This window comes from Streptomyces sp. NPDC036813 (assembly GCF_055609245.1).
The window spans coordinates 250,399-270,721 of the sequence record NZ_JBVJPV010000013.1; the positions used below are offsets into that span (position 1 = coordinate 250,399).

Here is a 20,323-nt window from a genome sequence, read left to right on the forward strand (position 1 = left end):
GCGGGCGCCCTCGGCTCCAGGTCCGCCGGATCACCCCACGCCCGCCCACGGCGGCACGAGCGGCCGTACCCCTCCACAGCTGCGGGGCGCGACCATGCCCCCTCAGAAGCTCCAGGAGACCGAGTGGTCCGCCTGCATGAACCCGAACAGGACGACCAGGTCGGCCACACCCAGTGCCAGGCCCAGGTACGCGCGGCCGCGGCGGGCCGTGCCGCGCCACAGGGCGACGGAGGCCAGGGCGATGGAGATCGGGCCGAGGAAGAGGTTGAGGACGAGCAGGCCCAGCAGGCCGAGGATGAACGAGGCGACGGCCATGCCGTCGGTGTCGCGCAGTCCGGTGCGGCGGTTGGCCGGTGCGGTCAGTTGCATGATGGTCGGCTCCCGACGGTCGAAGTCGTGGTGGGACGTGCGGGCGGTCACCGGGCCGGCGTGCCGCGCCGGCGGGCGTGGCGCTCGCGGACGGCGAAGACGGCCAGCCAGACGGCGATGACGACAGCCGCGATCGCCGTGAAGGACAGCGGCGCGTGGGCCACGGTGCCCATGACGACACCGAGCAGCAGAAGTGCGGCGACGAGGAAGAGCATGGGATGAAGCCCCCTCCGAGATGCTCTCGTGAAGTTTGGGTGAACGGTTGTAGCAACACTTGTTCACTGACTACCCAGTCTAGCGCGCTCCACGGCTTTTCAATTCCGGAGAACAGTTGTTAACTGCATGGTATGAGTCACACCCTCGGCGTCCGGCAGGCCCAGAAACTCAAGACCCGCCAAGCCCTCCTGGACGCGGCGCTCGGCCTGCTGGAGGGGCAGAGCCTGAGCAGTCTGGGTCTGCGCGAGGTCACCCGCGCGGTCGGCGTCGCCCCGACCGCCTTCTACCGCCACTTCCGCTCCATCGAGGATCTGGGCGTGGCGCTGGTCGAGGAGGCGCTGGGCAGCCTGCACCCGATGATCAGGACGACGGTGTCCACGGCGGGCGACCACGAGGAACGCATCGTGCGCGCCGTCGAACTGATCGCCCGTCATGTTGACGCGTACCCCGCACACGTCCGGTTCATCGCGCGGGAGCGACATGGCGGGGTGCAGCCGGTGCGGGAGGCGATCCGCGAGCAGCTGGCCCGGTTCGCCGCCGAGGTGAAGGCCGAGCTGGCCAAGGACCCGGTCTCCGCGGGCTGGAGCGAGGACGACCTGCTGATGCTCGCCACGCTCTACGTCGACCAGATGCTCATCACCGCCTCGCTCTTCCTGGAGTCCCTGGAGGCGTCGCAGGCGGAGCGTGAGCGGGTCACCCAGGTGGCGACCCGGCAGATGCGGCTGATCAGCGTCGGCCGCCACCACTGGCTCGACTGAGCCGCCTCATCCGGGCGCGTACAGCTGCGCGACGGACGCGGCCGCGCGGGCCAGCTCCTCGCGCACCTCGGGCGGGGAGAGCACCTCGACGCGGTCGGAGAACGCGAGCAGTTGGCGGGCCTCGGCGACGACGCCGTACGACAGACGGGCGGTCACCCAGTCGCCGTGGCCGTCGTCGCCGGGGAGCCCGACGAGCGTGGACGCCATCATGCGCTGGAACATGTCGAGCCGGTCGCGCCGGACGCGCACCACCACCTCCAGGGCGCCGGGCCGCTCCTCGACCTGACGGCGCAGCACCTCCCAGGCGTCGGCGAGTTCGACCCCGGGCCGGCGCCGAACCTCTTCGTCGAGCAGCTTCGCCGAGCGCACCCGGTCGGCGCGGAAGAGCCGCGGCCGGCCGCGCCGGTCCGCGACGAGGTACCAGACGCCGGCCTTGGAGACCAGGCCGTAGGGGTCGACGGTGTAGGTGCGCGGCTCGGGCTCGCCGCTGTGCCGGTAGCGCAGCCTCAGGCGGCGGTCGGCGAAGACGGCGTCCTGCAGCACGTCCAGGTCGACGGCCGGCCGGGGGCCGCCGCGCCAGCGGGTGGCGTCGACCAGGATGCGCCGGCTGGTCACCTCGGCGGCCGGGCGGTACGGGGCGGGCAGCGCCGCCATCACCTTGCGCAGGGCCGAACCCAGCGCGGCGTCCAGCCCCAGCGCTGCGTGCGCGCCCTCGGCGGCCAGGATGAACAGGGCGCGCGACTCGTCCGCGGTCAGGCCCGTCACGTCCGTGCGGAAACCGGCGAGGAGCTGGATGCCGCCGTGCCGGCCGCGTTCGGCGTAGACCGGGACGCCGGAGGCGGACAGGGCCTCGATGTCGCGGTAGATGGTGCGCACCGACACCTCCAGCCGCTCGGCGAGTTCGTGCGCGGGCACACGGCCGCGGGTCTGCAACAGCAGCAGGATCGACAGCAGGCGGTCGGACTTCACGGCCTCAGCATCGCGCCCCCGGAAACCCCGGTGCAAATGTTGACGGAAACTGTCAGGTTATGGGCCGAACCTCGGGGCACCGACCGAGAGAGAGGTACCCGATGAACGCCATCGACCCGCGCCCCGTGTACACCCGCGCCACCGAGCAGGCCGCCGCCCTGATCCGGACCGTCCGGCCCCGGCAGCTGGACGGGCCCACCCCGTGCACCGAGTTCGACGTACGGCGGCTGCTGAGCCACATGGTCGGCGGCACGCTGCGGATCGCGGTGGTCGGCGAGGGCGGCGACGGCATGGCCGTACGGCCGTTCGCGGAGGGTGTGGAGGATGCCGGCTGGCCCGAGGCGTACGACGAGGTCCGCACCCGGGCGCTGAAGGCGTGGGAGTCCGACGAGCGGATGGACGCGCCGGTGCGGGTCCCGTGGGGCGAGGTGCCGGGGCGGCAGGCGCTCTCGGGATATGTGATGGAGATCGTCACCCACACCTGGGACCTGTCCGAGGCGCTCGGCCACCCGCTCCCCCTCGACGCCCCACTGGCCGAATTCGCCCTGGCCACGGCCGAGCGCGTGCTTCCCGCGACGCGCCGTGGCGGGGACACGCCGTTCGAGCGGGTGCGGTCCGCCCCCGAGGGGGCGGACGCCTACACCCGGCTCGCGGCCTGGCTGGGCCGCGAACCCCTCAGCCGAGCCTGACGCGGGCCAGCTGCCGGGACTGGGCGACCAGTCGGTCGGCACTGTCCCAGACCTCGGCGTCCTCCTCCAGGAAGCCGCCGGCGAGATTGCGCGTGGTGATGGCCACCCGCAGCGGACCGGCGGCCGGGCGGGCACGCACGTGCACGGTCAGCTCGACCGTGGGCACCCAGCCCTTGAGCCCCATTTCGAAGGCGGTGGGCGGCAGGGCGTCCACCGCGAGCAGCAGGGAGAGCGGGTCGGCGTCGCGGCCGTCGGCGAGGCCGAACCAGGCCCGCATCTCCCCGTTGCCGGAGGGCTGCCCGAGCGCCCAGCCCAGGGTGGCCGGGTCGAGCTGGATCATCAGCCGGTCGGTGATGGCGGAGCTGCCCGGGATGGGGGCGGGACTGTCCTGGGGGCCGAAGCACTGCTCCATCGGCGGGATGGCCGGGGGCTTCGCCGTGGTGCGCACGTCGTCGGGCAGCTCGGCCAGGTCGCCGTACGAGGCGAGGACGCGGATCCGCTCGACCTCGTGGCCCTCGTCGTCGTACTGGAAGAGGGACGCCTGGCCGGTGGAGAGGGTGCGGCCGGTGCGGACGACGTCGGTGCGGATCACCGCGGGGCCCGGCTGGGAGGCGGTGAGATAGTGCGCCGAGACGGTGAAGGGGTCGGGGTGCGGCAGGGCGTCGGCCAGGGCGCGGCCGAGGACGGCCAGCAGGTAGCCGCCGTTGACGGCGTTGATGATCGTCCAGCCGGCCGAGAGGTCGATGTCGTAGACACCGGGGGCGCGGCGGGTGACGGCGGTGTCGCGGTCGAACTCGCTGTCACCGATCACGGCCCGGCGGGCCGCTGCGGAAGCTGCTTCTGGCATGCCATGAACGGTACAACAGGTAACTACTAAGCGGTAGCTTTTCTGCTCTGTGACCCCGCGCGCACCGCCGCCCAGGTGAGGCTTCGGCAATTAAACGGTAAGTGTCCGTATCGGTCCGTAAACCTTGTGGGCGTTATCGCCCTCTCTAGGGATATGAGCCTCACCGGGACTCCGTTCCTCTACCTCTTGATCGTGCTGGCCGTCGTGGCCGTGCTCGTTCCTCTGGTCCTGTGGTCACGGCTGCGCGGACCGAAGGCCCTGCGCGCCGCGGCCCGGCTGCTGATGCTGTTGTTCGCCCAGGGCACCGCCGTCGCCCTGGTGTTCGTCCTGGTCAACAATTCCAACAACCTGTACGACAACTGGGACGACCTGCTCGGCACCGGCGACCACGTCCACCAGGCCGCCGACCTCGGGGCGAACGGCACGGGCAACATCGCGCTGGACAAGCTGCCCAAGGTCAAGCAGAAGTTCAGCCCGGCGACGGGACCCGGCATGCGCGCCGCCGGCGGCGTGCAGGTCACCCAGCTCAAGGGACAGGTGTCCGGGGTGGACGCCGAGGTCTACGTCTGGCTGCCGCCGCAGTACCACCTGCCCGGCTGGCGGCACTACAAGTTCCCGGTCGTCGAGGTGCTGCCGGGCTACCCCGGCTCGGCGAAGGCCTGGTTCGGGTCGATGAAGGCCCACGAGCAGTTGCTGCCGCTGATGCGCTCCGGTGAGGTCGCGCCGTTCATCCTGGTCGCGCCCCGCACCAACCTGCTGGCCGGCGTGGACACCGGCTGCGCCAACATCCCCGGCACGGTCAACGCCGACACCTGGCTGAGCGTCGACGTGCCGAAGATGGTCACGGACAACTTCCGCACCCAGCCCGCGCCGGGCGGCTGGGCGGTCGCCGGCTACTCCGCCGGGGCGCACTGCGCGGCCAAGCTGGCCGTCGCCCACCCCGACCGCTACCGGGCCGCCGTGAGCCTGTCGGGTTACAACGACCCGATCGGCGAGAGCAACTCCCTCGCCGCACAGACCCGCGCGCTGCGCGACGCGAACAACCCGTACATGCTGCTGCGCAAGGCGAAGGTGCCGCCGCAGATCGCCCTCTACCTGTCCGGCCAGCCGCGCGACGGCTACGAGGCGGCCATGGCCCTGAAGCAGGTCGCCAAGGCGCCCACCACCGTCCACGTGGTCTATCTGCCGCGCACCGCGGGCGGGCACACGATGGCCCTGTGGAAGCCGCAGGTCGACGCGGTCTTCCGCTGGCTGTCGGTGCAGATGGGCAAGCACGGCGTGAAGGACCCCACCGCCTCCGCTCCCCCGGCCACCCGGAAGACGGGTTCCACCCGCGCCGAGCTGGCCAGCGGCGCCCCCTCGGGAGCCACGACGGGCCGCAAGCAGTGAGCCTCCGGCAGGCCTGCGCAAAAGGATCGTTTCGCCGCGGGGTGCTTCCGGCGGGGGAGCCGAGGAGGCCGTAGTCGTCTGCGGGTGCGTCGGGGCTGGTCGCGCAGTTCCCCGCGCCCGTGGGGGGGACGGCAGCGTCGGTCGTCGGCTCCGGGCCCCGGTGGGACGCGGCACCGTCGGTCGTCGGTCACTCCTCGCGTACCGTCGAGCGGCGGTTCCAGGCTCGTGGGGCGCGCCAGTGGAAGCGCATCGCGAGCAGGCGCAGGACGAACGCCGTCAGCGCGGCGAGGCCGCTGGCCAGCGGAGTGAGCGCGTCGTAGCGGATGCACAGGGCCACCATGGTGGAGCCGACGATCGCCGGGACCGCGTAGAGGTCGCGGTCCCAGCGCAGCAGCGACGGCACCTCGTTGGCGAGTACGTCGCGCAGGACGCCGCCGCCGACCGCGGTCGCGAGGCCGAGGGTGACCGACGCGGTCAGGCCGAGCCCGTAGGCGTACGCCTTCGTCGTCCCGGCGACGCAGAACAGGCCGAGGCCGGCGGCGTCGAAGACGAGGACCGCCGCCTGGATCCGCTCGACGTGCGGATGCAGGAAGACGACCACGAGCGCGGCGAGCAGCGGCGTGACGAAGTAGCCGAGGTCCGTGAACGCGGCCGGCGGTACCGCGCCGATGATCAGGTCCCGGAACAGCCCACCGCCCAGCGCGGTGACCTCGGCGAGGACGCCGATGCCGAAGACGTCGAAGTTCTTGCGCACGGCCAGCAGCGCGCCGGAGATGGCGAAGACGAAGATGCCGACCAGGTCGAGCGTGTGCTGGACGGAGGGGCTGAAGAGCTGGGGGATCACCCGAACATTCTGACGTCTCGAGGGGCGTGCACCTGGCAAAGCCAGGCCACGCCCCTCGAGCCGCTACTTCTTGGAGCTGTCCGGGGAGTCCTGCTCCTCGGCGCCGGCCGACGCCTCCGCGGGCTCCTCCGCCTCGGCACTCCCGGCGGACGCCGGCTCCGTGCCCCCGGCACTCCCGGCGGACGGCTGCTTTGTGCCCTCGGCAGCTTCCTCCGTCGAGGCCGCCTCCGCACTCTCCGCGGAAGCCCCGGCTGACGCCGCCTCAGCACTGCCGGCAGAAACCTCCGCCGCCTCAGCGCCCTCGGCAGAAGCCTCAGCCGACGCCACCTCGGCGTCCTCCGCCGAAGCCTCCGCCGACGCCACCTCAACAGCCTCCGCAGGAGCGTCCGTCGACACCCCCTCGGCGCCGTCCGCAGAAGCGTCCGTCGACGCAACCTCCGCCGCCACCGCCGCCGACGTCGCCGCCGACTCCGCGAGGACCTCGTCGGCCACCAGCTCCGCCGCCTCCTTGGCGATGGTCAGCAGGACCGTGTCCTGCGGCTGCTGGTCCTCGAAGTTCTCCGGGTGATGGCACGCCACCCGCTGCCCCGGCCGCAGCTCGGCCAGCGGCGGCTCGGTCGTCGCGCAGATCTGCGTCGCCTTCCAGCACCGCGTGTGGAAGCGGCAGCCGCTCGGCGGCGAGATCGGCGAGGGCACGTCGCCCTTGAGCAGGATGCGCTCGCTCTTGGCGTTCCTGCGCCGCGGGTCCGGGATCGGCACCGCCGACATCAGGGCCTTGGTGTACGGGTGCATCGGCGACCGGTACAGCTGCTCGCGGTCGGCCAGCTCCACGATCTTGCCGAGGTACATCACCGCGATCCGGTCCGAGACGTGCCGGACGACCGACAGGTCGTGCGCGATGATCACGTACGTCAGGCCCAGCTCCTGCTGGAGGTCGTCCAGCAGGTTGACGACCTGGGCCTGGATCGACACGTCCAGCGCGGAGACCGGCTCGTCGGCCACCACGAGCTTGGGGCTGAGCGCGAGCGCGCGGGCGATGCCGATGCGCTGGCGCTGGCCGCCGGAGAATTCGTGCGGGTAGCGGTTGTAGTGCTCGGGGTTGAGCCCGACCACCGACAGCAGCCGCTGCACCTCCTTCTTGATGCCGCCCTCGGGCGTGACGCCCTGGAGCCGGAAGGGGGCGCCGACGATGGTGCCGATGGTGTGGCGCGGGTTCAGCGACGAGTACGGGTCCTGGAAGATCATCTGCACGTCGCGGCGCATCGGGCGCATGCCCGTCACCCCGAGGTGCGTGATGTCCTTGCCCTCGAACTCGACCTTTCCGCCGGTCGGTTCGAGCAGCCGGGTGATCAGCCGGCCCATGGTCGACTTGCCGCAGCCCGACTCGCCCACGACGCCGAGGGTTTCGCCGCGGCGCACCTCGAAGTCGATGCCGTCGACCGCGTGGACCGCGCCGACCTGCCGCTGGAGGAGGCCCTTCTTGATCGGGAAGTGTTTCTGCAGCCCGGTCACCTTCAGCAGGACGTCACCGTGCTCGGCGTCCTTGGTGAGGGTGGCCGCGCCGGCGGCCCTCGTCTGGGTGCCGTCGCTCTGCGCGGGCAGGGTCACGTCCGTGTCCTTGGAGTTCTCGCTCACAGCTTCGGCGCAATCTCTTCGGTCCAGATACGCTCCCGCTGCTCCGCGCTCATGTGGCAGGCGGCCCAGTGCCGGCTGCCGACCTCGGCCAGCTCGGGGCGGACGGTGCGGGTGGCGTTGTCCTTGGGGACGTCGGCGTACGGGCAGCGCGGGTTGAAGGCGCAGCCGGACGGGATGTTGATGAGGGAGGGCGGGGAGCCCTTGACCGGGATCAGGCGCTCCTGCTGCTCGCGGTCCAGGCGAGGCATCGAGCCGAGCAGGCCCCAGGTGTAGGGGTGGCGGGGCTCGTAGAACACCTTCTCGGCGGGTCCGCGCTCGACGCAGCGGCCGCCGTACATCACCAGGATGTCGTCGGCCAGCTCGGCGACGACGCCCAGGTCGTGGGTGATGATGATGACCGCGGAGCCGAACTCCTTCTGCAGATCGCGGATCAGGTCCAGGATCTGCGCCTGGACGGTCACGTCCAGCGCGGTGGTCGGCTCGTCCGCGATGAGCAGCTCGGGGTTGTTGACCAGCGACATGGCGATCATCGCGCGCTGGCGCATACCGCCGGAGAACTCGTGCGGGTAGTTGTCGACGCGCTTGTCGGGCTGCGGGATGCCGACCCGGTCGAGCATCTCGACCGCGCGCTTGCGGGCGGTCTTCTTGTCGACGTCGTGGTGGATCCGGTAGGCCTCGACGATCTGCTGACCGATCGTGAAATACGGGTGCAGCGCCGACAGCGGGTCCTGGAAGATCATCGCCATCTGCCGGCCGCGCAGCTTGCGCACGTGGTCGGGGTCGGCGGAGAGCAGCTCGGTGCCGTCCAGCCAGATCTCGCCGGATATCCGGGCCTTGCGCTTGCCGTACTGGCCGGCGGTGTGCAGGCCCATGATGCCGAGCGAGGTCACCGACTTGCCGGAGCCCGACTCGCCGACGATGCCGAGGGTCTTGCCCTTCTCCAGCTGGAAGCTGAGCCCGTCGACGGACTTGACCACGCCGTCGTCGGTCGGGAAGTGCACCTTCAGGTCGCGCACTTCGAGGAAGGCCGACGGCGGCGTCGAGGCGGGGGTGGGCTCACCCACGGCCGCCGCGGTCTTGCTCAGTTCGGTCATGAGAGCCTCACTCGGGGGTCGATCACGGCGTACAGGACGTCGACCACGAGGTTGGCGATCAGCACCGCGAGGGACGTGATCAGGACGACTCCGAGGATGATCGGCAGGTCGACGTTGCGGATCGCGTCGAGTACGGCCCGTCCGAGGCCGGGCAGGTTGAACGTGGACTCGGTGAGGATCGCGCCGCCGATGAGGGCGCCGAGGTCCATGCCGAGCATGGTCAGGATGGGCGTCATCGTGGAGCGCATGGCGTGCTTGCCGATGACGACCGGCTCGCCCAGGCCCTTGGCGCGGGCGGTGCGGATGTAGTCCTCGCCCAGCACCTCCAGCATGGTGGCGCGGGTGATACGGGCGTACATGGCCGCGTACAGGAAGGCGAGGGTGACCCAGGGCAGGATCATGCCGCCGAACCAGCCGGTGAAACTCTCGCCGATGGGCACGTACTTGGCGTCGATCCAATGGAGCCCGAAGGCGAAGATCGCCAGGCTGAGCAGACCGGTGAAGTAGATCGGCAGGGACACACCCGCGAGGGCGACGACCATGGCGCCGCGGTCCCACAGGCTGCCCCGCTTGAGCGCGGAGAGCACACCGGCCGCGATGCCGAAGACCAGCCACAGCACGGCCGCGCCGAGGGCGAGCTCGAGGGTGACCGGGAAACGGTCGGTGAGGACCGGCCAGATGGCCTGCTCACTGCGGAAGGAGTAGCCGAAGCACGGTGCGGAGCAGTGGATCACGTCGCCGCCGCCGGAGTAGGTGCGGCCGGCGAAGATGCCCTTGAAGAAGTCCCAGACCTGGAGGTAGATCGGGTCGCCGAGGCCGAGCTTCTCCCGCACGCCCTCCACGGCCGCCGGGTCGGCCTGCTTGCCCACGAAGCTCAGGGCGATGTCGACGCCCGCCCACTTGGGGATCAGGAAGAAGATGCAGAACACGGCCAGGATGATGACCACGAGCATCACTGCGGCGGCGAACAACCGCCTGATGAGGTAAGCGAGCACAGCTTACGGCCCGCCGCGGGACCGCGGGCCCCGGAGGTCGTCCGGGGGCCCGCGGTCACGCCGCGCCGGCCTTCACCTGCCTTTCGTGCCGTACGGCGGGTGTGCCGGGTTTACTTCGAGTTCTTCAGACCGAGGTTGACGAAGTCGTACGTACCGCTGTAGCCGTCGGTGGTGTAGACGTTCGCCAGGTTGTCGCCGCGCCAGTTGATGAACTTCTCGAAGACGAAGGGCAGGTAGTAGCCGCCCTCCATCACCTTGTGGTTGATCTCCGTGGCGATCTTGGTCTTGCCGGCGTCGTCCAGCGTGTTCACGTAGCTGTCGAACAGCCCGTCGATCGTCTTGTCCTTGATCAGGGCGTAGTTGTTGTTACCGCTCTGCTGGATGTACTTGCTGTCCCACAGCGGCAGACCGAAGCCCTGCACGGACGGGAAGTCCGGGCCCCAGCCCATGATGATGATGCCGTAGCCCTTCTTCTGCACGTTCGAGGGGCTGCCGATGATGCCGGTGGTCTGCGAGCCGTCGTACTGGTCGATGTCGACGTTGATGCCGACCTTCTTCAGCGACGCCTGCAGGGACTGGGCGGTGGCCACCTCGACCGGCTTGTTGTTGCGCACGGCGATGGTGGTCTTGAAGCCGTTCGGCTGACCGCAGGCCTTCAGCTCTTCCTTGGCCTTGGCGGCGTTGCCGTTCTTGTTGGCGCCGGCGAGCTGGTACGGGTCGTACTTCTGGCCCTCGCCACCCGCGACGGACGGCGGCAGCATGTTGGTGCCGATGTCACCGCCGGCCAGGGGGCCGCCGCGCGCGGTCTGCAGGGAGACGTGGTCGGCGCCGTAGATCACGGCGAGGCGGCAGTGGATGTTGTCGAACGGCTTCACGCTCTGCGGGAAGACCGCGTAACGGATGTAGCCGGACGTCGGGTTGTCCAGGTTGCCCTTGTGCTGCTTGAGCGCCGTCTGGCGGCCCTGCGGCGACATGCCGGTCTGGTTGATGTCCAGGTCCAGGTCACCATTGATCAGGCGCTGGTCCAGCTCGTTGGCGTTGGAGAAGAACGTGACCGTGATCTTGTCCGGGTACGCCTTGCGGACCGGGTCCGAGGCCTGCTTCCAGTTGGCGTTGCGGACGAGGGTGAGGTCCTTGCCCGGGTTGTACGACTGGAACTTGTACGGGCCCGAGGAGAACGGCTTCAGACCGTACTTGGACTTGGTGTCCATGTCCTGGCGGACCGGGGAGGCCGAGGTGAGGGCCAGCATCTCCTCGAAGTCCGAGTTGGCCTTCGGCAGGTGGAAGACGATGGTCTTCTCGTCCGGCGTGTCGATCGCCTTCAGGCCGAGGTGGTCCGCGGAGGTGTCCTTGTACGGGCCCTTGTACTCGTTCTTGGGGTCGAGCACGTCCTTCAGGTAGGTCGGGCCGCCGGAGAGGACGTCCTGCGCCCAGATGCGCTCGATGCCGTACTTGAGGTCCTTGGAGGTGATCGGCTTGCCGTCCTCCCAGGTGATCCCGTCGCGCAGCGTGTACGTGTAGGTCTTGCCGTCGTCGGTGACCTTGGCGAGACCGGTGGCGAGGTCCGGGGTGAGGGTGGCGCCCTCCTTGCCCGGGGCCGGCTTGTTCGTGACCAGCTGGCGGCTGTAGTAGCGGGAGAAGTTCCACATGAAGCCGTAGTAGCCGCGCGTGGTGTCCCACGAGTCGGCGTCCTGGGCGGCGCCGAACCTCAGCGTGCCGCCCTTCTTCGCCAGCGAGGCCTGGGCGACCTTGTTGTTGGCGGCGTCGAAGCCGGCGGCACCGGACTTCGAGCCCCCGTCGTCGCTGCCGCCGCCGCCGCACGCCGCCGTGGTCAGCAGCCCGGCGACCACGAAGGCGGCGGCCATGGCCTGCTTGTGCCGCCCTGAGGTGCGTTGCGTAGTCACGATCTCGGATCCTCCGGTTTTGATGAGAGACCCCGTGCCAGGTGCTGCCACGGGTCGCTTGGGGTACGGCACTTCAGCGGGAGCCCTTGGGGTCGAGCGCGTCACGCACGCCGTCGCCGAAGAGGTTGAAGGCAAGAACGGTGATGAAGATCGCCACGCCGGGCACCACCATGTACATGGGGTCCGAGTCGTAGTAGTCGATCGCGCTCGAGAGCATCTGGCCCCAGGAGGCCGTGGGCGGCTTGACGCCCACGCCCAGGAAGCTGAGTGCCGCCTCGGTGAGGATGTTGGTGGGGATCATCATCGTCGTGTAGACGATGATCGGCGCCACGAGATTGGGCAGCAGTTCCTTGAACAGGATGTACAGCCGCCCTGCGCCCAGCGATCGGGCGGCTTCCACGTACTCGCGCTCACGCAGCGAGAGCGTCTGGCCGCGCACCACGCGTCCGATGTAGGGCCAGCCGAAGAATCCGATGACCACGACCATCATGAACACGCGCACGCCGGTGCCGGACAGGCCCAGCATGTTGTTCGGCATGACGGAGACCAGCGCGATGGTGAACAGCAGCTGCGGGAAGGCCAGCAGGCCGTCCATCACCCGGCTGATCAGCGAGTCGACCCAGCCGCCGAAGAAGCCGGCCAGGATGCCGAGGACCGTGCCGAGGACGACGGCGACGATCGCGGACAGGAAGCCGACCAGCAGGGAGATCTGCGCGCCGTAGAGGATGCGGGCGAAGATGTCGCGGCCGTTGACGGGCTCGACGCCCAGCCAGTGGTCCCCGCTCATGCCGCCCAGCGACCCCTTGGGGGTGCCGAACAGCGGGTCGATCAGGTTCTCGTGATAGTCGTTCGGGTCCTGGCCCACCACGCTGGTGATCACCGGGGCGAGCAGGGCGACGACGATGAGGAGCAGCACGACGACGCCGCCCGCGAGGGCGAGCTTGTCCCGCTTCAGGCGCTCCCAGGCGATCCGTCCCAGGGACCGGCCCTGGACGGCCTTGGCGCCGGTGGTCGCAACCGCCGCTTCCTCGGCCGCGCTCGGGGCCGCTTCCGCGGTCGGCTCGTGCAATGGTGCCGTCATCTGGCAGGGACCCCTCTCAACCGGCGGTAGCCGGCCCGCACTTGCCGCTGTGGCGGCATGGTCAGTCCGTCGTACGAAGTCGTACACAGGGGCGAGCGGCCCCTTGGAGCGGGAGTCTTCAACGCATTGGCGAGCAGTTGCCAGACTTGGTGAGGAAAGGATGCGTAAACGTGATGCGGTCTGGGGACTTCCGTTATCCGGACAGTGGGTAGCGCGGGCCGGACGGGGGCCAGTTGGGGCAATTCGGGCAGGTCGGGGTCATACGCCGTGATCTACGCGCGCAGAAGTGTGCCGGAGGGCGCGGCGAGCCGAGCGGGTGTCAGTACCGGCCGGGGGCGGGCGGGAAGCCGTAGCCGGACGCCGACGCCGGGGGCGCGGCGGCCGCGTGGGCCTCACGGTCGTAGAACGGACGCGCGTTGGCGCGCATCCACAGCACGACCGGGTCGTGGTCGTCGCTCATCGCCACGGTCGACACCGGCAGCCCGTCCGGCACCGCGCCGAGAGACTGCTGCATCATCGCCCGTACGGCGTCGACGGCGGCCGGCGAGGTGTCGTAGACGTCCAGGCCGATGGCGAGGTACGGCGCGCCGAGCGCCGGCTGCACCCAGGCGCGGCGCAGGGCGCGCAGGGGCGGGGTGCGGTGCGCGTTCTGCGCGAGCAGGGCGTAGAACTGCGGGATCTCGATGGCCGGTTCCGTCAGGCGCAGCGGGCCGGCGGGCTGGCGGTCCAGGCCGGTGGCGATGCGGCGCAGGTCGAGCCAGGGGATGCCGAGGCCGCCGCCGCGGGCGTGCGGGTTGAGCCACAGGCCGTGGTGGTCGGGGTAGAGGGCACGGGCCACCTCGAGGCCGTCGACCACCTCGTACGAGCGGTTCCAGCCGCTGGCGCTCAGTTCCTGGGCGGAGGTGACACAGGGGGCGTAGCCGTGGCCGTCGACCTCCATCGTGCCGTACTGGGCGTCCGGGGAACCGGCCTGGCCGTGCCACAGCAGCATCCAGACCTGGCCGGTGGCGGGGGTGGCGAGCGCGCGCAGCAGCGCCTCGTAGGCGTCGTACCGCCCGGGCGTCACCTGGCGCAGCATGTGCTCGACCTGGCCGGTCGCGGCCGTGCCGCTCGCGCTCACTTCGAATCGCCCTTTCGTACAACACCCTCGACCGAGCTATGAAACCAGGTTAAGTGGTGCGTGGGGAGGACCGGGGAGAACGATGCGCGACCGCGGGCGGGTCAGCCGCCCCTCGTGTAGAAGGGCCGCACCTTCTCCCTGAGCCAGATCGCCACCGGGTCGTCGCCCGCCAGGTCCAGCAGGATCAGGTTGACCGGCCAGGGGGCCGGGGTGGTGCCGAGGGCCCGGCCCAGGGCGTCCAGGGGGGCGTTGCGCAGGTCGCCCTCCCATTGGGAGAGTTCGACGCCGACGAACATCACCGGGTCGGCCGTCTCGATCGCGGCGAGGCAGCGGCGGGCCGTCAGGACGGTGCCGGTCGCCTCGAACTCGGCGGAGGCCGTGGAGAGGAAGTCGACGGGGTCGTCCTGCCAGTCCGGCTCGTACAGGCGGACCCGGCCGCCGCTCGCTGGGCCGTCCAGCGGGGTGCGGCCGGCCCGGCACACCTCGGCCACCGCGTCCGGCGGCAGCGGGATGCCGACCAGGCCGCCCGGGTTCACGGCGATGCCGACCTGCGCGGGCAGCCCGCGCGCGAACTCCACGGCGGGCGCGACGGTGTACGACATGTGAGAGCCGACGACCGATCGGAACTGCTCCTCGGAGCTGAAGACGGGGACGTAGGCCTGGCCGTCGATCTCGGTGGTGGGCAGGTCGAGGGGGCCGCTGTGCGGGCCGCCGCCGCCCGGCAGCGGGATCCACAGGAAGCTGCGGCCGAGCACCTCCACGATCCGGCCGCCGGCTCCCGGCACGCCGAGGGAGGCCGACAGCACCTCCTCCAGCTCGTTGCCGGGCCATCCGCCGTGCGGATGGGGGTGCGTCTGCGCCGGGAAGTCCGCCGGAAGGTCGGCAGGGAAGTCCATCTCTCCACCATGTGCTTCGAACCGCTGCTGTGGCTGAAAGGCTAACCGCACGGTGGTTCAGCCGGTGAAGGCGATCCGCCGCAGGGCGTCTGCCGCGTCCCGGTCGAGCACGACCGCCGAGTCGCAGCCGGCCGGCAGGTCGCCCCGCTGGACGGCGGACAGCAGCCGGGTCGTGGCGCGGCGGTGGCGGTGGAAGGCGTACCGCGAGACACCGCGGCCGCGTTCGCGCTGGCCGGTCAGGGCGGTGTCCGGGTCGACGTCGAGCAACAGCAGGTGCAGGGTGCCGCCGCGGCGGCGGGCGGCGCGGGCCAGCCAGCCGCGCACCCAGGACTGTGTGCCGCAGTCGTGCACGACGACGCCCTCGCCGCTCGCCAGCGCGCGGCGCAGGGCGGCGTAGTGGGCGAGGCGGACCAGTGGGCGGTAGAGCGCGTAGGGCAGCAGGCGGGGCAGTCGGGCGTCGTAGCGGTCCCGGGTGTCCTGGGAGTCGACGCGTATGCCCGGCACCGCGCGGCGCATGAGCGTGGACTTGCCGGAGCCGGGCAGCCCGGTGACGACCACCAGGTCGCGCGGGCCGAAGAGCAGGGCGTGCGGGCTGCGGCCGGCCCGCTCGCGCAGGTCCCGCACCACCGGGCCGGGCTGTGCCTCCAGGGCGGGCGCCCCCGGCTGCGAAGGCAGCGTGAGGCCCGGGGTCGTCGCGTACGCCGTGATCCTGTCCACCGTCATCGTCCTCCCCTGGGGTCAGGTGAAGACCTGCCCAACGTAGGTAAAGAGAAGGTAATGCCGGTTGTCTCGTGTTTTCGTGTGCGTACCGCCACAACCCGGTTACAGATGCGGCCTGCCGTCATCGGGCGCGGCGTGCAATGATGAGCCCGCCAACTGCATACCGGCCGTTTGAATCCGCGCGGGAGAGTTCCCAGCCGAAGGCTGGGGCGCCGAAGGAGCAAGTCCCTCCCTTGAATCTCTCAGGCCCCGTTACCGCGCGGGCGAGGCACATCTGAAAAGCGGGCCGTCCACGTCGGCGGCCCCACCCAAGGTGCAAGCCAGGACCGCGCGCGGTCATGGCGAACCTCTCAGGTTCCGATGACAGATGGGGAGGAACTTCCTCGCCCTGTCCTTCCCCTGGGAGACGACCGACCGATGAGCAGTACCGAACTCCGTCACACCGCGCTCGATGCCGTGCATCGCTCGCTCGGCGCGACCATGACCGACTTCGCCGGCTGGGACATGCCGCTGCGCTACGGCTCCGAGCGCGACGAGCACAACGCCGTCCGCACGAAGGCCGGGCTCTTCGACCTCTCCCACATGGGCGAGATCACCGTCACCGGCCCGCAGGCCGCCGCCCTCCTCGACTTCGCGCTGGTCGGCAACATCGGCGCGGTCAAGGCCGGCCGCGCCCGCTACACCATGATCTGCCAGGCCGACGGCGGCATCCTGGACGACCTGATCGTCTACCGGCTCGCCGAGACCGAGTACATGGTCGTCGCCAACGCCTCCAACGCCCAGGTCGTCCTCGACGCGCTGACCGAGCGCGCCGCGGGCTTCGACGCCGAGGTGCGCGACGACCGCGACGCGTACGCGCTGCTCGCCGTGCAGGGCCCCGAGTCCCCGGGGATCCTCAGGAGCCTGACCGACGCCGACCTGGACGGCCTGAAGTACTACGCCGGGCTGCCCGGCACCGTGGCCGGGGTGCCCGCGCTGATCGCGCGCACCGGCTACACCGGCGAGGACGGCTTCGAGCTGTTCGTGAAGCCGGGGCACGCCGTCGAGCTGTGGCAGGCGCTGACCAAGGCCGGCGAGGGCGTGGGCCTCGTCCCGTGCGGCCTGTCCTGCCGGGACACGCTGCGCCTGGAGGCGGGCATGCCGCTGTACGGGCATGAGCTGACCGCCGCCCTGACCCCCTTCGACGCCGGGCTGGGCCGGGTGGTCAAGTTCGAGAAGGAGGGTGACTTCGTCGGGCGCGAGGCACTCGCCGCGGCCGCCGAGCGCGCCGAGTCCGACCCGCCGCGCGTCCTGGTCGGCCTGGTCGCCGAGGGCCGCCGGGTCCCGCGCGCCGGGTTCCAGGTCGTCGCGGACGGCAAGGTCATCGGCGAGGTGACCTCGGGCGCCCCCTCCCCCACGCTGGGCAAGCCGATCGCCATGGCCTACGTGGACGCGGCGCACGCCGCGCCGGGCACGCCGGGTGTCGGCGTGGACATCCGCGGTACCCATGAGCCGTACGCGGTCGTGGCGCTGCCGTTCTACAAGCGGCAGAAGTGACACTGTCGTAAGCCCTCCGACGTGACATGGGGCACATCGCCCCTGGTCACGCGCGTCTTCGCAGTCCCCCATTCATCAGCACAGACCCGCGTACAGGAGAATTCAGGCCATGAGCAACCCCCAGCAGCTGCGCTACAGCAAGGAGCACGAGTGGCTGTCGGGCGCCGAGGACGGCGTCTCGACGGTCGGCATCACGGAGCACGCGGCCAACGCGCTCGGTGACGTCGTGTTCGTCCAGCTCCCGGAGGTCGGCGACACGGTGACCGCGGGCGAGTCCTGCGGCGAGCTGGAGTCGACCAAGTCCGTCTCGGAGCTGTACTCCCCCGTCAACGGTGAGATCACCGAGGTCAACGAGGATGTCGTCAACGACCCGTCGCTGGTGAACTCGGCCCCCTTCGAGGGCGGCTGGCTGTTCAAGGTGCGCGTCACGGGCGAGCCGGGCGACCTGCTCTCCGCCGCCGAGTACGACGCCTTCATCGCCGGCTGAGAGGTCGCAGGAATCCCATGTCGCTTCTGAACACGCCCCTGCACGAGCTCGACCCGGACGTGGCCGCCGCGGTCGACGCCGAGCTGGACCGTCAGCAGTCCACCCTGGAGATGATCGCCTCCGAGAACTTCGCCCCCGTGGCGGTCCTCGAGGCCCAGGGCTCGGTGCTGACCAACAAGTACGCCGAGGGTTACCCGGGCCGCCGCTACTACGGCGGCTGCGAGCACGTCGACGTCACCGAGCAGATCGCGATCGACCGGGTCAAGGAGCTGTTCGGCGCCGAGTACGCCAACGTCCAGCCCCACTCGGGCGCCTCCGCCAACCAGGCCGCGCTGTTCGCGCTGGCCCAGCCCGGCGACACCATCCTGGGCCTGAACCTGGCGCACGGCGGCCACCTCACCCACGGGATGCGGCTGAACTTCTCCGGCAAGCAGTTCAACGTCGTCCCCTACCACGTCGACGACGACGGCCTGGTCGACATGGCCGAGGTGGAGCGGCTCGCCAAGGAGCACCGCCCCAAGGTGATCATCGCAGGCTGGTCGGCGTACCCGCGCCAGCTGGACTTCGCCGCCTTCCGCCGGATCGCCGACGAGGTCGAGGCGTACCTGTGGGTGGACATGGCGCACTTCGCCGGTCTGGTCGCGGCCGGGCTGCACCCGAACCCGGTGCCGTTCGCGGACGTCGTGACCTCCACCACGCACAAGACGCTCGGCGGCCCGCGCGGCGGCATCATCCTCGCCAAGCAGGACTTCGCCAAGAAGCTGAACTCCTCCGTGTTCCCGGGCTTCCAGGGCGGCCCCCTGGAGCACGTGATCGCGGCCAAGGCGGTCTCCTTCAAGCTGGCGGCCTCCGAGGACTTCAAGGAGCGCCAGCGTCGTACGCTGGACGGCGCCCGCATCCTCGCCGAGCGGCTGACCTCGCCGGACGCCCGTGAGGCCGGGGTGAACGTCCTGACCGGCGGCACCGACGTGCACCTGGTCCTGGTCGACCTGCGCGACAGCGAGCTGGACGGCCAGCAGGCCGAGGACCGCCTCCACGAGGTGGGCATCACGGTCAACCGCAACGCGGTCCCGAACGACCCGCGGCCGCCGATGGTCACCTCGGGCCTGCGCATCGGTACGCCCGCCCTGGCGACCCGCGGCTTCACGGCCGAGGACTTCGCCGAGGTCGCGGACGTGATCGCCGAGGCGCTGAAGCCGTCCTACGACGCGGACGCGCTGAAGGCCCGGGTCCGGGCACTGGTGGAGAAGCACCCGCTCTACCCGGGTCTGAACAAGTAAGTAACGCCCCGCGGGGCACCGCGCACACTGGGAGTACCGGTGTGCGCGGTGCCCGCGCCCCGCACCACCCCCGTTCTGAGGAGTTACCCCGTGGCCATCTCGGTCTTCGACCTGTTCTCGATCGGCATCGGCCCGTCCAGCTCCCACACGGTGGGCCCGATGCGCGCGGCACGCATGTTCGCCCGCCGTCTGCGCAACGAGGACGTGCTCGGCTCGGTCGCCTCCGTGCGCTGCGAGCTGTACGGCTCCCTCGGCGCGACCGGGCACGGCCACGGCACCCCGAAGGCCGTCCTGCTCGGCCTGGAGGGCGACTCCCCGCGCACGGTGGACGTCGAGACGGCCGACGAGCGGGTCGAGGCGATCAAGTCGGCCGGCCGTCTGAACGTGCTCGGCGAGCACGAGATCGACTTCTCCTTCGACGACGACCTGGTCCTGCACCGCAGCAAGGCCCTGCCGTACCACGCGAACGGCATGACGATCTGGGCGTACGACGCGGCCGGCACGGAGCTGCTGTCGAAGACGTACTACTCGGTCGGCGGCGGGTTCGTCGTCGACGAGGACGCGGTCGGCGCGGACCGGATCAAGCTGGACGACACGGTGCTGAAGTACCCCTTCCGCACCGGCGACGAACTGCTGCGCCTGACGAAGGAGACCGGCCTGTCGATCTCCTCCCTCATGCTGGAGAACGAGCGGGCCTGGCGCACCGAGGACGAGATCCGCGCCGGGCTGCTGGAGATCTGGCGGGTGATGCGGGAGTGCGTGGAGCGCGGCATGTCCCGAGAGGGCATCCTGCCGGGCGGACTGAAGGTGCGCCGCCGTGCGGCGACCACCGCCCGCAAGCTGCGTTCCGAGGGTGACGCGAAGGCCCTGGCGATGGAGTGGATCACGCTCTACGCGATGGCCGTGAACGAGGAGAACGCGGCCGGCGGCCGGGTCGTGACCGCCCCGACCAACGGCGCGGCCGGCATCATCCCGGCGGTCCTGCACTACTACATCAACTTCGTGCCGGGCGCCGACGAGGACGGCGTGGTCCGCTTCCTGCTGGCCGCGGGCGCGATCGGCATGCTCTTCAAGGAGAACGCCTCGATCTCCGGCGCGGAGGTCGGCTGCCAGGGCGAGGTCGGCTCGGCCTGCTCGATGGCGGCGGGCGCGCTCGCCGAGGTCATGGGCGGATCGCCGGAGCAGGTGGAGAACGCCGCCGAGATCGGCATGGAACACAACCTGGGCCTGACCTGCGACCCGGTCGGCGGCCTGGTCCAGATCCCGTGCATCGAACGCAACGGCATGGCCGCCGTCAAGGCGGTCACCGCGGCGCGGATGGCGCTGCGCGGCGACGGCTCGCACAAGGTGTCCCTGGACAAGGTCATCAAGACCATGAAGGAGACGGGCGCGGACATGAGCGTGAAGTACAAGGAGACGGCCCGCGGCGGTCTCGCGGTGAACATCATCGAGTGCTGAACGAGCGCTTCCGCTCAGGCGGTTGAGCGAGTGCCG

20 protein-coding genes and 2 riboswitches are annotated in these 20,323 nt (G+C 70.6%); of the genes, 7 read left to right on the forward strand and 13 right to left on the reverse strand.

Translation table 11 applies throughout. The features are described from left to right. Window positions 1-102 precede the first annotated feature (102 nt). Both ACZ67Q_RS26590 and ACZ67Q_RS26595 read right to left on the reverse strand, forming a co-directional pair. A complete protein-coding gene (locus tag ACZ67Q_RS26590; protein ID WP_471186820.1) occupies window positions 103-369 on the reverse strand; it encodes a DUF4190 domain-containing protein in 267 nt (88 codons plus the stop codon). A 47-nt stretch (window positions 370-416) separates the two neighbouring features. Continuing rightward, window positions 417-584 carry a hypothetical protein gene (locus tag ACZ67Q_RS26595; protein ID WP_361627903.1) on the reverse strand — a complete coding sequence of 56 codons (168 nt, stop codon included), beginning with the start codon at window positions 582-584 and terminating at the stop codon, window positions 417-419. Window positions 585-716: 132 nt separating this feature from the next. Between ACZ67Q_RS26595 and ACZ67Q_RS26600 the strand changes: the two genes are divergently transcribed. Then, window positions 717-1,343, forward strand: coding sequence for a TetR family transcriptional regulator (locus tag ACZ67Q_RS26600; protein WP_471186705.1), 627 nt, complete (start codon window positions 717-719; stop codon window positions 1,341-1,343). Between the two features lie 6 nt (window positions 1,344-1,349). On the opposite strand, the gene ACZ67Q_RS26605 is transcribed toward ACZ67Q_RS26600, so the two are convergent. After that, entirely contained in the window at window positions 1,350-2,312 is a 963-nt protein-coding gene (locus ACZ67Q_RS26605) for a helix-turn-helix transcriptional regulator (RefSeq protein WP_471186708.1), read from the reverse strand. A gap of 101 nt (window positions 2,313-2,413) precedes the next feature. Between ACZ67Q_RS26605 and ACZ67Q_RS26610 the strand changes: the two genes are divergently transcribed. Further along, window positions 2,414-3,001, forward strand: a complete 588-nt coding sequence (locus ACZ67Q_RS26610; protein WP_471186711.1) for a TIGR03086 family metal-binding protein — start codon at window positions 2,414-2,416, stop codon at window positions 2,999-3,001. Here the strand turns inward: ACZ67Q_RS26610 and ACZ67Q_RS26615 are convergent. Continuing rightward, window positions 2,988-3,848, reverse strand: coding sequence for a thioesterase family protein (locus tag ACZ67Q_RS26615; RefSeq protein WP_471186714.1), 861 nt, complete (start codon window positions 3,846-3,848; stop codon window positions 2,988-2,990). The two genes, ACZ67Q_RS26610 and ACZ67Q_RS26615, sit on opposite strands and share 14 nt — an antisense overlap. Before the next feature lie 153 nt (window positions 3,849-4,001). On the opposite strand from ACZ67Q_RS26615, the gene ACZ67Q_RS26620 reads away from it, so the two are divergent. Further along, the gene (locus ACZ67Q_RS26620; protein ID WP_471186717.1) at window positions 4,002-5,237 is read left to right on the forward strand and encodes an alpha/beta hydrolase; all 1,236 of its coding nucleotides are present in this window, start codon (window positions 4,002-4,004) and stop codon (window positions 5,235-5,237) included. 187 nt (window positions 5,238-5,424) lie between these two features. On the opposite strand, the gene ACZ67Q_RS26625 is transcribed toward ACZ67Q_RS26620, so the two are convergent. The 9 genes from ACZ67Q_RS26625 to ACZ67Q_RS26665 all read right to left on the reverse strand — a co-directional run bounded on the left by ACZ67Q_RS26625 (window position 5,425) and on the right by ACZ67Q_RS26665 (window position 15,529). Next, window positions 5,425-6,081, reverse strand: a complete 657-nt coding sequence (locus tag ACZ67Q_RS26625) for a trimeric intracellular cation channel family protein (protein ID WP_471186721.1) — start codon at window positions 6,079-6,081, stop codon at window positions 5,425-5,427. 63 nt (window positions 6,082-6,144) lie between these two features. Further along, window positions 6,145-7,689 carry an ABC transporter ATP-binding protein gene (locus tag ACZ67Q_RS26630; RefSeq protein WP_471186823.1) on the reverse strand — a complete coding sequence of 515 codons (1,545 nt, stop codon included), beginning with the start codon at window positions 7,687-7,689 and terminating at the stop codon, window positions 6,145-6,147. Between the two features lie 23 nt (window positions 7,690-7,712). Then, window positions 7,713-8,810 carry an ABC transporter ATP-binding protein gene (locus tag ACZ67Q_RS26635; RefSeq protein ID WP_471186724.1) on the reverse strand — a complete coding sequence of 366 codons (1,098 nt, stop codon included), beginning with the start codon at window positions 8,808-8,810 and terminating at the stop codon, window positions 7,713-7,715. After that, window positions 8,807-9,805 carry an ABC transporter permease gene (locus tag ACZ67Q_RS26640; protein WP_471186727.1) on the reverse strand — a complete coding sequence of 333 codons (999 nt, stop codon included), beginning with the start codon at window positions 9,803-9,805 and terminating at the stop codon, window positions 8,807-8,809. Before ACZ67Q_RS26640 ends, ACZ67Q_RS26635 begins: the two co-directional genes overlap by 4 nt. Window positions 9,806-9,915: 110 nt before the next feature. Further along, the gene (locus tag ACZ67Q_RS26645) at window positions 9,916-11,709 is read right to left on the reverse strand and encodes an ABC transporter substrate-binding protein (protein ID WP_471186730.1); all 1,794 of its coding nucleotides are present in this window, start codon (window positions 11,707-11,709) and stop codon (window positions 9,916-9,918) included. Window positions 11,710-11,782: 73 nt separating this feature from the next. Further along, on the reverse strand, window positions 11,783-12,790 hold the full coding sequence (locus ACZ67Q_RS26650) for an ABC transporter permease (protein ID WP_361627931.1): 1,008 nt from the start codon (window positions 12,788-12,790) through the stop codon (window positions 11,783-11,785). A 319-nt stretch (window positions 12,791-13,109) separates the two neighbouring features. Continuing rightward, on the reverse strand, window positions 13,110-13,910 hold the full coding sequence (locus ACZ67Q_RS26655) for an enhanced serine sensitivity protein SseB C-terminal domain-containing protein (RefSeq protein WP_471186733.1): 801 nt from the start codon (window positions 13,908-13,910) through the stop codon (window positions 13,110-13,112). Window positions 13,911-14,011: 101 nt separating this feature from the next. Then, the gene (locus ACZ67Q_RS26660) at window positions 14,012-14,806 is read right to left on the reverse strand and encodes an enhanced serine sensitivity protein SseB (protein ID WP_471186736.1); all 795 of its coding nucleotides are present in this window, start codon (window positions 14,804-14,806) and stop codon (window positions 14,012-14,014) included. Window positions 14,807-14,863: 57 nt separating this feature from the next. After that, a complete protein-coding gene (locus tag ACZ67Q_RS26665; protein WP_471186739.1) occupies window positions 14,864-15,529 on the reverse strand; it encodes an AAA family ATPase in 666 nt (221 codons plus the stop codon). Between the two features lie 169 nt (window positions 15,530-15,698). Then, a riboswitch (glycine riboswitch) is annotated at window positions 15,699-15,794 on the forward strand. Further along, window positions 15,795-15,903, forward strand: a riboswitch (glycine riboswitch). 40 nt (window positions 15,904-15,943) lie between these two features. Between ACZ67Q_RS26665 and gcvT the strand changes: the two genes are divergently transcribed. The 4 genes from gcvT (at window position 15,944) to ACZ67Q_RS26685 (ending at window position 20,287) form a co-directional block, all read left to right on the forward strand. Beyond that, on the forward strand, window positions 15,944-17,062 hold the full coding sequence (gene gcvT, locus ACZ67Q_RS26670; RefSeq protein WP_471186742.1) for a glycine cleavage system aminomethyltransferase GcvT: 1,119 nt from the start codon (window positions 15,944-15,946) through the stop codon (window positions 17,060-17,062). 109 nt (window positions 17,063-17,171) lie between these two features. Further along, window positions 17,172-17,549: a glycine cleavage system protein GcvH gene (gene gcvH, locus ACZ67Q_RS26675; protein ID WP_391688123.1), complete on the forward strand. Its 378-nt coding sequence runs from the start codon at window positions 17,172-17,174 to the stop codon at window positions 17,547-17,549. Between the two features lie 17 nt (window positions 17,550-17,566). Beyond that, on the forward strand, window positions 17,567-18,829 hold the full coding sequence (locus tag ACZ67Q_RS26680) for a serine hydroxymethyltransferase (protein ID WP_471186745.1): 1,263 nt from the start codon (window positions 17,567-17,569) through the stop codon (window positions 18,827-18,829). A gap of 90 nt (window positions 18,830-18,919) precedes the next feature. Beyond that, window positions 18,920-20,287, forward strand: coding sequence for an L-serine ammonia-lyase (locus ACZ67Q_RS26685; protein ID WP_471186748.1), 1,368 nt, complete (start codon window positions 18,920-18,922; stop codon window positions 20,285-20,287). Window positions 20,288-20,323 lie beyond the last annotated feature (36 nt).

What these genes read in the sequence shown, in the direction of transcription:
- ACZ67Q_RS26620 (WP_471186717.1), top strand. Translation starts at nt 4,002, where the DNA reads ATGAGCCTCACCGGGACTCCGTTCCTCTACCTCTTGATCGTGCTGGCC.
- gcvT (WP_471186742.1), top strand. Translation starts at nt 15,944, where the DNA reads ATGAGCAGTACCGAACTCCGTCACACCGCGCTCGATGCCGTGCATCGC.
- ACZ67Q_RS26615 (WP_471186714.1), bottom strand. Translation starts at nt 3,848, where the DNA reads ATGCCAGAAGCAGCTTCCGCAGCGGCCCGCCGGGCCGTGATCGGTGAC.
- ACZ67Q_RS26595 (WP_361627903.1), bottom strand. Translation starts at nt 584, where the DNA reads ATGCTCTTCCTCGTCGCCGCACTTCTGCTGCTCGGTGTCGTCATGGGC.
- ACZ67Q_RS26600 (WP_471186705.1), top strand. Translation starts at nt 717, where the DNA reads ATGAGTCACACCCTCGGCGTCCGGCAGGCCCAGAAACTCAAGACCCGC.
- gcvH (WP_391688123.1), top strand. Translation starts at nt 17,172, where the DNA reads ATGAGCAACCCCCAGCAGCTGCGCTACAGCAAGGAGCACGAGTGGCTG.
- ACZ67Q_RS26680 (WP_471186745.1), top strand. Translation starts at nt 17,567, where the DNA reads ATGTCGCTTCTGAACACGCCCCTGCACGAGCTCGACCCGGACGTGGCC.
- ACZ67Q_RS26610 (WP_471186711.1), top strand. Translation starts at nt 2,414, where the DNA reads ATGAACGCCATCGACCCGCGCCCCGTGTACACCCGCGCCACCGAGCAG.
- ACZ67Q_RS26660 (WP_471186736.1), bottom strand. Translation starts at nt 14,806, where the DNA reads ATGGACTTCCCTGCCGACCTTCCGGCGGACTTCCCGGCGCAGACGCAC.
- ACZ67Q_RS26635 (WP_471186724.1), bottom strand. Translation starts at nt 8,810, where the DNA reads ATGACCGAACTGAGCAAGACCGCGGCGGCCGTGGGTGAGCCCACCCCC.
- ACZ67Q_RS26650 (WP_361627931.1), bottom strand. Translation starts at nt 12,790, where the DNA reads ATGACGGCACCATTGCACGAGCCGACCGCGGAAGCGGCCCCGAGCGCG.
- ACZ67Q_RS26590 (WP_471186820.1), bottom strand. Translation starts at nt 369, where the DNA reads ATGCAACTGACCGCACCGGCCAACCGCCGCACCGGACTGCGCGACACC.
- ACZ67Q_RS26665 (WP_471186739.1), bottom strand. Translation starts at nt 15,529, where the DNA reads ATGACGGTGGACAGGATCACGGCGTACGCGACGACCCCGGGCCTCACG.